The 12,913-nt window shown below is 58.7% G+C and carries 8 protein-coding genes; 3 read left to right on the top strand and 5 right to left on the bottom strand.

All coding sequences use genetic code 11. The features are described from left to right. The first annotated feature begins 9 nt into the window (after nucleotides 1–9). A complete protein-coding gene (locus AC07V4_RS06715; RefSeq protein ID WP_492635477.1) occupies nucleotides 10–531 on the top strand; it encodes a DUF3087 family protein in 522 nt (173 codons plus the stop codon). Here the strand turns inward: AC07V4_RS06715 and AC07V4_RS06710 are convergent. The 3 genes from AC07V4_RS06710 to AC07V4_RS06700 form a co-directional block, all read right to left on the bottom strand. Then, nucleotides 518–1,639: an MFS transporter gene (locus AC07V4_RS06710; protein ID WP_492635478.1), complete on the bottom strand. Its 1,122-nt coding sequence runs from the start codon at nucleotides 1,637–1,639 to the stop codon at nucleotides 518–520. The genes AC07V4_RS06715 and AC07V4_RS06710 overlap by 14 nt on opposite strands. Before the next feature lie 46 nt (nucleotides 1,640–1,685). Further along, on the bottom strand, nucleotides 1,686–3,050 hold the full coding sequence (locus tag AC07V4_RS06705) for an MFS transporter (RefSeq protein ID WP_492635479.1): 1,365 nt from the start codon (nucleotides 3,048–3,050) through the stop codon (nucleotides 1,686–1,688). A 751-nt stretch (nucleotides 3,051–3,801) separates the two neighbouring features. Then, complete coding sequence (locus tag AC07V4_RS06700; protein WP_492635480.1) at nucleotides 3,802–4,662, bottom strand: Dyp-type peroxidase; 861 nt, start codon at nucleotides 4,660–4,662, stop codon at nucleotides 3,802–3,804. Nucleotides 4,663–4,800: 138 nt separating this feature from the next. Between AC07V4_RS06700 and AC07V4_RS06695 the strand changes: the two genes are divergently transcribed. Next, nucleotides 4,801–6,417: an NADP-dependent glyceraldehyde-3-phosphate dehydrogenase gene (locus AC07V4_RS06695; protein ID WP_492635481.1), complete on the top strand. Its 1,617-nt coding sequence runs from the start codon at nucleotides 4,801–4,803 to the stop codon at nucleotides 6,415–6,417. 151 nt (nucleotides 6,418–6,568) lie between these two features. Beyond that, complete coding sequence (locus tag AC07V4_RS06690) at nucleotides 6,569–7,630, top strand: FUSC family protein (RefSeq protein WP_492635482.1); 1,062 nt, start codon at nucleotides 6,569–6,571, stop codon at nucleotides 7,628–7,630. Nucleotides 7,631–7,711: 81 nt separating this feature from the next. On the opposite strand, the gene AC07V4_RS06685 is transcribed toward AC07V4_RS06690, so the two are convergent. Next, nucleotides 7,712–11,590 (bottom strand): immunoglobulin-like domain-containing protein, encoded by a 3,879-nt coding sequence (locus AC07V4_RS06685; protein WP_492635483.1) that lies wholly within the window; start codon nucleotides 11,588–11,590, stop codon nucleotides 7,712–7,714. Between the two features lie 263 nt (nucleotides 11,591–11,853). Continuing rightward, a complete protein-coding gene (locus tag AC07V4_RS06680) occupies nucleotides 11,854–12,606 on the bottom strand; it encodes a TetR/AcrR family transcriptional regulator (RefSeq protein ID WP_492635484.1) in 753 nt (250 codons plus the stop codon). Nucleotides 12,607–12,913: the final 307 nt, after the last annotated feature.

The following is a 12,913-nucleotide window of genomic DNA, read 5'->3' as shown; positions in this document are numbered from 1 at the left end:
TTGGCCCGGATGTTCGAACTCAAACCCTGCGACCCCGCCCTCTTCCGCCAACGGACCCGCCGCAGCACCCTGATCGTCGCTGTGCTGTTCGTGGCACTGGCCATGTTGCTGTCGAGCCTGGCAGTGATGCTGTTCGGTGAGACCGGGGGTGACAACTTCCGCTTCAATGTCGGCGGCGTATTGGCTGGCGTATTGATCACCGTCGCCCTGGTGCGCGGCCCGTTCTGGACCCAGTCCTGGCTGGCAGCGGCGGTGTACGGCTGGCAGCTCAAACGTTGCCTGATGAGCGTGACCAATGTGATGCACAAGATCACCGAGCGCGTACAAAACAACGACCCGACAGCGATCAAGGTGCTGCGCTTCTACCACCTGGGGCTGACACAAATGCATGAGCTGGACGCCAATTCCAGTGCCCAGGCGCAGCTTGTCGGTGAGATCGAGGCGCATAAGGCCAAGATGCAGGCGTTAGGCATCGACCCCACGCAGACCCGTTTCGACCCGGCCTGGCTGGATACGCTTAAACCCGTCTGAGCCAGCAGAACACAGCACTCACCGCAATCGCCGCACCGGCCAGGCCGAACACCCAGGGCGCCGAGGCCACCGGCAGCAACAGGCCCGCCAGCAACGGCCCGAGGCCCGCGCCGACATCCCGCCATACCGCGTTGGAGGCCAGCGCCGACACGCGCATCGAGCCTGGGTTGCGCTCGGCCACCAAAGTGGTCACCAGCGGCAATTGCAGTGCGCGCAGCACCAGCACCGCTGCCGCGCCGACGATGACCCAATAACTGCCGAACGCGCTCAGGGCCAAAGCGCTCAAGAACGAAAACAGCAACAACATCGAGGTAGCACCGAAGCGTTGCGCCGCATGGCCGCCCAGTGGGCTCAGGAGCATCTCCGAGGCATACCGCAAGGCCATCAGGCCGCCGGCAATCAGCACCGCATCGCCACCGAGCAGCTTCTGCGCCTGGATCGACAGGCCAAAGATAAACAACCCATCCAGCGCCACGCCCTCGATAAACGACCAAGTCGCCACGCTGTCGGGCCATTTGAAGCGGCGCCCCGAGCTGTGCAAATCATGGCCGGCCACAGGCAAACCGCGCGCGGCCCACAAGCCCAACAGGCAGCACCCGGCAAGAATCAGAAAGATCGGACGTGGCCCGGCCCACAAGGTCAGCCAGCCGCCCAGAGGCAAGGCCAGCATCGGCCCAAGGGCAATCATCGCCCGTGAACGCCCGGCCCGGCGCGCCGCTCCAGCGGGCTCCGAGGTCGCCAGCACCTGGGTCGACAGGTTCAGCGCGGCAAAACACAGGCCCCAGATCAGGCGCAGTCCCAGCAACGCGGCGAAACCCGACAATATCGAGTTGCCCAAGGCACAGACCGTGGCCGCCCCCGCTGCGATCATGCAGGTCAGTCGGTCACCGTTGCGCGCATAGAAATTCAACACATGGCGATAGCCGAAAATCCGCACCAGCCGGTTGGCCGCCAGCAACACTCCGGCCTGGGCCAAGGTGATGCCAAAGGCCTGGGATTCCATGGGCAGCAGCAGGTAAAGCAGCACATCGCTGGGCAGGCATAAAGCAAGGGTTAGCGCGGCGCGGCGGGAGGTGCGGTCAGCTGTGAGTTGGGCCTGGCTCGACATAAATCTGAAACATCCCGAAATATCCAGCTCGCCACGGTAGCCGTAATCACAGCGCTTTCCTATAGGGAAGCAGGCGTAACCCACTGGCGACAGCCCCCACCAGCGCAAATCCGCAGCCCAGCCACAAGGCGTACTGCGGGCCACTGCCCAGGGACAGATGGAAACAGAACGCCACCAACGACGCCCCCAGCGTCTGCCCCAGCAACCGCGAGATCGCCACGATACCGCTGGCCCCGCCGCTGCGGGCCAAAGGAGCGCTGGTCATGATCGCCTTGAGGTTGGGTGACTGGAAAAAGCCAAAACCGGCGCCGCACAGCGCCATGCGCCAGCCGATATCAAAGGCCGATGCGCCACTGCCCAAGGTGGCCAACGCGGCCATGCCCACGCTAAGCATCAACAGCCCGATGCCGCATAGCACCGCCAGCGACACCCGATCGGCAAGGCGCCCCGCCACCAGTGCCATCACGGCCACGACCGCCGGCCAAGGCGTCATCAGAAACCCGGTTTCCACTTGACTATGCCCCAGCACCGCCTGTAACAGGAACGGCAGCGACACAAAGGCCAGCCCCTGTGCGCTGAACGCGCAGATCGCGGTGAGGGATGACAAGGCAAACACCGGGCGCTTGAACAAGTCCACGGCCAGCATCGGTGCCGGATGACCGATCTCGCGGCGCAGCAGCAACGCACCACACACCAGCGCTACCGCAATCAAACCCAAGGTCAATGCGCCCTGGGCACCATGCACGGCCGTACCCAGCCCCAATACCAGCAAAGCAAACAACCCGGCACACAACAACGCAGCAAGACGGTCGAACGCATGCCCGGTCAATGGCAGTACCGGCAAAGAACGCAAGCCCAAGCCCAGCGCCAACAGCCCCAACGGTACGTTGATCAGATACAGCCAATGCCAGGTCGCCACCGACAGAATCGCCGACGCAGCGGTCGGCCCGAGGGTAAACGCCAGCCCCACCACCAGCGAGTTGTAACCCAAGCCGCGCCCGAGCATTTTCGAGGGGTAGATATGCCGCAACAACGCAGTATTGACGCTCATGATCGCCGCTGCCCCCAACCCCTGCACTACTCGCGCAACGGTTAGGGTCACCAGCGAATCCGCCAGCCCGCAAAACAGTGACGAGAGGATGAACACCAGCAACCCGCCGAGATACACCCTGCGATGCCCCAGCACATCACTCAACGAAGCAAACGGCAGCACCGTGGCGATAATCGCCAACTGGTAGGCATTCACTACCCAGATCACCGAGGCCGAGTCGGTGCCAATACCTTCTGCCAGGGTGGGCAGCGCGGTGTTGACGATGGCCGTGTCCAACGTCGCCATGCCAATTCCCAGGGAGATGGCGATGACTGCCGGCAGGCGTTTATTGAGGGGCAATCCATCGGCAACAGAAGACATGGACAATCCGTGCAGGTGACAAAAGGCTTCTAGGTTAAGGGCAACGTGGATTTTTTTCAGTGCCTGATTGCACGGCTGTCGCAATCTTCATGTCGCGGTCACGATAGAGTCTCATGCTGGTCACAGTGTGATACAGAGTTGGAACGCATGGCAGGAACCGGCCGGGTCGGAATAAACACTTAAGGCATGCGGTCTCGGATCGTTTTTCCCACACTTATGAAAGGACCCGTCCTATGTTTTCAATACTCGCTGCCATTGGCGCCGCTTTGGCTGCCGCTGTGCCAGTCGCCAAAGCGGTTGCTCTGGGTGCCGCAGGAGGCGCGGCGGCTTTTGGCACTACCAAAGCCCTTGAAGCAGTCACCAAAGGCAAGCCGACCAAGTCCAAAGTGGATGACACCGCGCCGAAGCCGCAGGCACCCGCCAATGCCGCCGGGCCGAAGCCAGCCCTGGCGATTGCGGATCCGAAGGCCGAGGCGCAGGACCCCACTCCACCAGTAACCACGACCAAAGCGATTGCGTCCCTGACCCCAGCATGGTCAGCGTTACAGAACCCGGTCCCCGAACACTTGCGTGTTGCAGAGCCGGCCGCAAACAAGACCACTGCGTCCGATACGCTGCCATTGGCGCCCGTGGAGCCCCCTCAAACGTCGTTGCCGGGGACACCCAGGCTCACAGTGCCGGAGCCGGTGCTACCCCTTGCGCCACCCGCATCCGTTTCGCCGGTTATACGCCTCTAGGTTGAAGCGCCTGATTAACGCAGCGCACTCAAGTCCAACTGCCTGTCCTTGATCGGCGGGCACCAATAGTACCCCCCGGTCAGGGGAGTACTGATGCGATACAGGCCATCGACAACCCCGTCTTCCAGGCCGCTCATGCGCCGCAGTTGAGCTTCAAACGCATCGAACGAATGACCGAACGCGAGGAACATCAACCCAGCCTGGCCGTTCTCGGCCCACGGCATCGAGCGGCGTACCACGAAGGCTTCCGGGGTAAAGCTTTCCTGGGCTGTGCGCTTGGTGTGGGCGGATGCGGGAGCATCGTCGAGTTCTTCGTTGTCGCCATGGCGGCGGCCAATGATGTGATCGCGCTCCTGAGCCGGCAACGCGGCGAAGCCATCGAGGTCGTGTTGCCATTGCTGGATCGCGGCGAAGCTGGCGCCACTGTCGGTCAGTGCGGCTTCGACGGCGGCATCGTCGTGGGGGTTTTCGGTGCCGTCCTCATAGTCGGTGAGGTCGAAGCCCGTCTTGTAGCGGAAACCTTCGGTCATCTGTTCCAGGCGAAACGCCGGGGCCAGGGCCTTTTCAAAGGCGCGGCTGCGCAACAGCAGTTCGCCACGGTCGACGCCGTGCAACCACACCCACAGCGCTTGTTGAGTGGACGGGTTGTGCGCACCTGGGCCGCTGACGGTGGGAAAACTGCGCAAACCATCAACCTGTGCGTCCAGCGCGTTGACCAGCGGTTCACCGAAACCGACCACCACCTGCGCATCCGTCAACTGCACCAGCGCATCAAGCGCAACGGGCACGGCGGCCAGGGAATCCACGGCGAAAAACAGATGGCGTGCCTGCAACGGCACCGGTGCGGCAAGAATGCCCGGCTGGTACTGACTCATGAGAACTCCTTCAAAAAAGGCGCCTAGTTTAACCGGCGCCCGCTGCCCTGCGTAGGCCAAAGCGCACAAGCCTTGCCATAGAACCCCTTGTTGAGTGACTCTCTAGTCATGTTTTGCAACTATTCCAGGGGTAGCGACATGACCACCAGTAACCTGCTCGCCCAGCTGTTTCCCGCCTCCGCCGCCGAGATTCCTGAGCAGTTCCAGCTCGGGGCGCCCATTGAACAGCGTGACTATCTGGTCGATGGCCAGTTGCAGGTGTGGAACGGCCCATTGGCCAAAGTGCAGAGCCCGGTGCAATTCGGTGAAGAGCGCGTCCACATCGGCAGCACACCGCTGCTAGATGCCGAGACCGCCCTCAGCGCCCTGGATGCCGCCGTGCGTGCCTATGACCGTGGCCAGGGTGAATGGCCAACGATGCGCGTCGCCGAGCGTATCCAGCATGTCGAAACGTTTTTGCGGCACATGCGTGAACAGCGGGATGCGGTGGTCAAGCTGTTGATGTGGGAGATCGGCAAGAACCTCAAGGACTCGCAGAAAGAATTCGACCGCACGTGCGACTACATCACCGATACCATCAATGCCCTCAAGGAACTCGACCGCCGCTCGAGCCGCTTCGAGTTGGAGCAGGACACCCTCGGCCAGATCCGCCGTGTACCGCTGGGCGTGGCGTTGTGCATGGGCCCTTACAACTACCCGCTGAACGAGACCTTCACCACCCTGATCCCGGCACTGATCATGGGCAACACCGTGGTGTTCAAGCCGGCCAAGCTCGGCGTGCTGTTGATCCGCCCATTGCTGGAAGCCTTCCGCGACAGCTTCCCGGCCGGAGTCATCAACGTGATCTACGGCAGTGGCCGCGAAACCGTCAGCGCGCTGATGGCCAGCGGCAAGATCGATATCTTTGCGTTTATCGGCACCAACAAGGCCGCCAGTGACCTGAAAAAGCTGCACCCCAAGCCACACCGCCTACGTGCGGCGCTGGGCCTGGATGCGAAAAACCCCGGCATCGTGTTGCCCGAGGTGGACCTGGATAACGCCGTGAGCGAGGCTGTCACGGGTTCGCTGTCGTTCAACGGCCAGCGCTGCACCGCACTGAAAATCCTGTTTGTGCATGAGGACGTCGTCGACAGCTTTATCGAGAAATTCAACCAGAAGCTGACCACCCTCAAACCCGGCATGCCGTGGGAAGACGGCGTGGCGCTGACGCCATTGCCGGAAGTGGGCAAGGTGGATTATCTCAACGCTCTGGTAGCCGACGCGGCGCAACACGGCGCCAAGGTGGTGAATGAGCACGGCGGTGAGAGTCGTGGTTCGTTCTTCTACCCGGCGGTGCTGTACCCGGTGAACCCGCAGATGCGCGTGTACCACGAGGAACAGTTCGGCCCCGTGGTGCCGATCGTGCCCTACCGTGACCTGGAAACAGTGATCGACTACGTGCTGGACTCGGATTTTGGCCAGCAGTTGAGCATCTTCGGTACCGATGCCGTGCAAGTGGGTCGCTTGGTGGACACCTTCGCCAATCAGGTCGGCCGGATCAATATCAACGCCCAGTGCCAACGTGGCCCGGACACCTTCCCGTTCAACGGGCGCAAGAACTCGGCCGAGGGCACGCTGTCGGTGCATGACGCGTTGCGTGTGTTCTCGATCCGAACGCTGGTGGCGACCAAGTTCCAGGAGAGCAACAAGGCGCTGGTCAGTGACATCTTGCGTAATCGTGACTCAAGCTTCCTGACAACCGACTACATCTTCTAAGAAGCATGCTGATTTAAATGTGGGAGGGGGCTTGCTCCCGATAGCGGTGGATCAGTCAGCCTATCTGTTACTGAGAGACTGCTATCGGGGGCAAGCCCCCTCCCACACTTGAACCGCGTACGCCCTGATTTTTGAGGTCATTTTAATACCGATGAACCTGCCCCTGTTCGCCCGGCGCCTGCTGCGCCCACTGCTCGACCCCTACCGCCGCTATCGCCATGCCAAGTTGATCCACGCCGTGCGTGTGTCCATCGGCTTGCTGGCAACGATCCTGCTCACCACGGGCATCAACCTGCCCCACGGTGAATGGGCATCGGTGACCATGCTGATCGTGATCGGCGGGCTGCAGCACCATGGCAATATTGGCAAGAAAGCCGTGGAGCGTGCCTATGGCACCCTGATCGGCGCCAGTGTCGGTTTGTTGTTGGTGGTACAGCAGGCCTACTTTGGGCAACCGCTGCTGACCTATCTGTTGATGTCAGTGGTGTGCGGGTTCTTTTCCTATCACGCGATCGGCAAGGGTGGGTACATCGCCCTGCTGTCGGCGATCACGGTGTTTATCGTTGCAGGGCATGGGGACAACCCGGTGTCGGACGGGTTGTGGCGCACCGTGGATATCCTGATCGGCATCGTGCTGGCGCTGGCGTTCTCGTTCGCCCTGCCGCTGTATGCGGTGTATTCGTGGCGCTACAACCTGGCCAGTGCGTTGCGTGATTGTGCCGAGATCTACAGCCGGATCATCAATGGCCAGTCAGTGACCGATGATCACCATGTGAAGGTGCTCAGTCGCCTGAATGCATCAATGGTGCAGTTGCGTTCGCTGATGCCCTCGGTGTCCAAGGAAGTGCGGATTTCCGTGACCGAGCTGGATGCCATCCAGCGGCACTTGCGCATGTGCATCAGCACCTTGGAGATTCTCGGCAATACCCGACCGGACCCGCGTGATAAACAGGCGATAGAGCACATGCAGATGATGTTGAAGGCCGAGCATCGGCAGATACGTGTGCAGTTGGTGGGGATGGCGCGGGCGTTGAAGTCGGGGGTGGCGGAGCGTTTGGAACGGCCAGGGAACATCTCCAACAGTAGTCCTGCGCTGGATGCACCGGTCTACGGTGCTTTGGATGGGTATCGGTTGTTGACGTTGCAATTGTTGAGCAATGTGGACGCGATGCGTATTCGGCTGGCCACTACCGCAAGCCGTTGGAGGATTTGATATAACGACCTCCAGACAGGGAAGGGAGAGGCCCCACTTGAACCCCTCCCGTGCGTCCCTCATAGCCGCGTAGCAGTGCCCCTATTTTAGCCCTACGCCATTGCAGTGGCCGCTAAAGACATGGTCTTTTTCAGTCAGGACCTCTCCCGTGTTGAGGTTAACGGTGTAGTAGTAGTTGGTGAAAAGGAACGAGTGGGAGAACGTTCCCGTCCAATAGTTGGCAAACCCCATCGGCCAACGGTTTCCATACGCGGCATGTAAGGCGCGTGCTTCATCAAGGCTGGGCAAACGACCTCCCGTATTGCTGGCTGCGGCACGAATGTTGGCAAAACGTTCCCGGCCCAACCCATAGGCCCAAATCACCCCACTCACCACAACGGTATAACTGCGTGTCTGAACCGGTACGGACGAGTCGCGAACGGTAACAACTGCAGTGCCATTTCCTCGAACGGTTGCCAACCCTGAAGCACTGTTCACATCCAGGACCCCATCATTCGACGTCGAGTAAACGTAAGGTTTGGTCCCTCCAGTTGTTACATGTTGTACCTGATTGCCCGGACCAAATGTCGGAAACACATTGTAGCCGGCAAGTAAATAGGTCTGTTTGTTCAGATAAACCTTTGCCTGGTTGAAAACAAGCGGCGCGGTCTGGGTGATCCGATACTGAGTCGTCGGAAATGCCACAGCGCGCGTCTTATCAGCTTTTTTCTGGAAATTGATATGGGGCGTCACTGTTACCGTGCCATTGTTCGGAATAGACAGTAGCCAGCTACGCAGTACGGTGATGTTCGCAAAACCGTTGGTGGCTTCGTTTTGCGTGACTGGGCGCGCCACCATCAAATTCTGCGTCACCGCACCTGGAGCGGACAGCGCCAGCCAGGCGACTTGATCTTTCTGGCTGAAGGACCACTTGGCCATTGTCAGCGTCGCATTTCCGGTCAAGCTGCCCGGGTTTATCGTTCCCCCATTTGCGACTCGGTTGATCAACGCCCGGGGCAAGCTGGCTTGCGCAATTGCCTGAACGTTGACCTTTTGCACTTCCGACGACCCATCGCCGCCTCGACCCAAAATCACCTCATATTGCAGTTGGATCGTGCTGAGGATGGACAAACCAACCAGATCATTGTTGATATTGAAGGTTACCGTACCGCCGTCCAGGCCGTCCAACGTGCCCACCTCAATGGGTGTGCCATCTTCAAGAATCCAGTACAAAGTAATCTTGTCGGTGCCTCCCACGTTCATATTCGGGTAGGTCACGAGCACTTGGCATTTGTTTTCAACCGTCAGCGGGTTGATGTTTACGACAGGACCAGAGGCCGGGTTCGCATACTTGATTTCTGGATGGGGGAATACATTGTCCTCTTTCTGGACCATATGGTGACGCGTGTCGAACCACACGATGTCGGCAACATTGTTGCTGTGGTTGAACGTTACCCCGAAGTAAATGCTTAGAGGCGTCCACTCTTTCAAACGGCGTAACCTGCCGACCGGCGTAAAAGAGGCAGGTCCGGTGCTGACATCCCCTGCCTGCACCTCGCGACCTACATAGATCTCCTCAAGGTAGACCGCATCGGTGTCCAACGTACCTTCATAACGCTTCCACATACGCTGACCGATTTCTGCATACACCCACGGAGCAACGCGGGTCTGGTCAAGGTCATCCAACTTCGGTATCTCGAGAATGGCACTATCACCAATGCTGTCGATTTTCGCTCCGGGCAGATGACTCAGCGTAAGCAGGTTCAACGTCAGTACGGGCGAATCGGTAGGGACTCCATTGCGAATCACCTTGAACGACACGTCGATATCCCGCCCCAAGGGATGGATATTGAAACCAATGGCAGGGGGCGGAACGATTACATCAACATAAGTATCCCCTTTATGGGCATCCTTGGCTTCAAAGTATGTGCCGGCTCCCGCCAGGCCACGCCAGCACACCTCGACCTGATCGCCGTCCTTGGGTGAGTCGTACCGGCACCGCACCGTAGCACCCGAAATCGCAACCAGACGGGGGTCAAGCTCATCCGGTTCTGTTGTAGCCTCTACCACTTCAGGTAGGAACAACTCGCCCAATGCCCTGCCTATGGTGTAAGTCACCTCTTCAGACAGTTCATCCACCCCAAACCGCCGCCGCACATAGCTGACCCGGAGTGTGCCATCAAGGTTGTCGAGAATCAGTTGCCTGGCGACATCTGCCAGGAAAGGGTTGGAGTTAACCGCTAGCACGTACTCAATCGTGGCACTTCCTGTCACCGAGCCCACAAACTTGATAGTGACTTCGTCACCCGCCCTGAATTCCGCGCGAGCCTCAAAGGTCGCCACACTGCCCACTGCGGCGGGATCAATATTCTTGGTGGCATCCGCCTCACGGATGTTCGGTGCAACCAGCGTGCGCGCGGTACGTCCGATCTGGATATATCGACGTTCGGATTCACGTACGGTGACCGGGCCTGTCACTACGTAATAGACCCGAGTACGAAGCAGCCCTTCAAAGGGTGAGTAGTCGGAATTTGGAAAATCACGAAAGCGCGGATGGGTTCCCGCTGCCCGGTGACTGAACACCCGCTCTACACTGCCATCCAGGCGCTCGCCCAGAATATTCACTTGCAAATCATCGCCCGCATTACCGGGTGGGGCATAGTCGGGCATCGCCGCTGTGATAAAGGGCAAATCCGGTTCGACAAATGGTCCGTGGCGTTGAAGCACCTCTGGCTCGCCCAGCGTGTACCGTATGCCTGCAACCGCATAGACCGTTGACCGTGAAGCCAACATGTCTCTTTCCCTGACGTAAGAGATCCTCAGCGTACTCTGGATCAATGACCGGACAATGGCGTTGGGGATTGATAGGTCGTTGTAGCTGGCCAGCACAACGGGCAGGCGAAAACTGTATACCACCTCCTCACCATCCGGCGTAGTGCCCTCTACCGTCCAGATGAGGTGGTCCCCTGCAACGAACTGCGGATGGTTCCTACGTATAAATACAGACCCTGTGGCTGGCAATCCGTGCAGAGAATCGGCTTCCAATATCAATGAGTCGGGGTCGGCCTCGACGATCTCCGGCTCATCCAGCAGCGTATCAGTAAGGCTCACATTGACTGGGATAGGCTTGCTCCACCGATGGCAAGGGCCGGACTCATCAAGCACTTCGTCATACAAATAGAATTGCACGACAAAATGACCATCCCCTGCGGCGTGCAGAAACGCAGGCTCTATAGTAAATGTCAGATCACGCCCCACTTCGTCTGGCTGGATCTGTGGGAGCAAATAACGATAGTGTCCCCAATAGAACATCGGCAAATCATTGACGCGCATATTGACCCATGCACGGATCGTCACCTGAACACCCCGAGAGGCGACCACGCTGTCAATGATTGTGTCGGAAAGCGTAAAAGTCAGGCCGCGGTGATACGTACCGTCACAGTTACCCTCCCCACCTGGCAAACTGTCCAGAATCAGGATTCGCTGGGGCTCTGAAGTACTCGGCGTACCAGGACCGACACGTCGGACCTCGCCGTAGACATTATCGACAAAATACAAAAGCAGGCTTGATCTCGGTATAACCAGATAGAACTGCGAGTCGTCTTCAGTCGCCGACGTCACTTTGCCTTGGGCCATCAATATGCCGTTCATCCAGATGAAAAATTCGTCCCCGGCCAGACAATTGGTCCATCGCTCGAAAATGTAGGTCAACCCATCTTTGATGTGACGACGGCCAATGCCATAGGCTGCGCCAAGAACCGGTATGACACGCATGGGGGCCGGGTAGGGAGAGTCAAGGTCTTCAACAACGCTGGGGGGTTTGGGCGGGGTAGACGGGCGACGTTTTTTTCCCGTGGATGCAGTAGAGAGAGCCGAAGAAGACTTTTTCTTTGCCGCTGCCTTGATATTGTTTGTGCTGGAGTTTTCTTCCGCTGATTGTGCTGCAACGGTTTTTTTAGCGCGGGGGGACTTGGTCGCCATCATCTCTCTCCTGAACGAGGACTCGTCAGGAGAAATCAAACACCTCGGGAAGGGCCCCAGTAACCTGTGAGAAATGACAGTCCCGACAAGTGGTAGAAAGCCCGTTTACCCAAATGATTGCGAGTGCATAAAAAATTGGACTTTCTCTTACATATTTTTCACGCTTTATTCACATTCCGAACCGTAGTGTGAAGCCTCATCCGTTACAAATGTTGCATATCAAGCCCGCCGCCCCAGCGGGCTTTTTTTGCCTTGGATTTGCTTTAACGCGAAGCCTTGGCGACCGGCGCCGCCGCTTGTTCACGAATCGCGCGCTGGGTATCCAGCACCCGCGCCAGCGCGGTTTCCGCCTCTGGGCTCTGCTGCGGCACACGAATCGCCGCCGACACCAACGTGATCAACTTGGCCATCACCTCGGCATCCGTAGCCGGGCGACCGAGGCTCATTGAGTTCATCAACAGGCGCAGTTCAGTACCGGCCATCACCCCGGAAATCGCCTTGAGCGCAAATTGCAGGCGCACCCCCAGTTCATTGCGCGGCAGGTCCGGCAAGGCCAGGGCGAAGGCTTCGAAGAAACGCTGGAACACCGGCTGGTAATGCACCTTGAGGTATTCCTGGATAAACGGCGATGTGTCGCTGTAGACACGGCCCAGGAAACGAATGAAGGAGCGCCCTTCCCCGATGGCCGGATCGCTGCGTTCCAGGCCCATGGCCGGTGCAAATAGCACGCCGAGCAACGTGTCGCAGTCCAGCGGACCGTCGGATTCGGCCTCGCAACGCGCGAGCAGTTCCAAGCGCTGCTCGTTGAGCGGCTCCAGGCGCTGCATCAACAAGGTTTTCATCAGGGAATCCTTGTCCCCGAAGTGATAATTCACGGCAGCCAGGTTCACCTGGGCACGCTCGGTAATCTGCCGTAACAAGACGGCGTCATAACCATATTTGATGAAGAGAGCCTCTGTCGCATCCAGCAGTCGAGTCTTGGTAACGTTTGGAGCGCTGAGTTTCTTCGCGACCATAGGGGTAGAAGTTCCACTGGGGAAATAATGTTTTAAAAAATATTTTGATTTTTTATACCGGGGCATGCCATTGAAAGCAAGTCCCTGAGACGGCGACATTCTACGGAAAGCCTGTATAAGCAGGCGATGGAGGCGAGTCAAAGGGCTTTTTCACCCACCCGGACCCAACCTCCGCACATTCGCTTTGAAGGGTAAAACAGCTCTAGTTCGATGGCTGGCGGAGCCGGTGGAACACGGTTACTATTCAAACAATATTTTAAAAACAAGAAATAAAACCAGTCCGTGACGCGTACCAGGCAGCTCCCGA

This window comes from Pseudomonas sp. GW821-FHT03A09 (assembly GCF_059421065.1).
The sequence above is the reverse complement of the archived record's forward strand: the minus strand, read 5'-3'. Positions and strand labels throughout refer to the sequence as shown.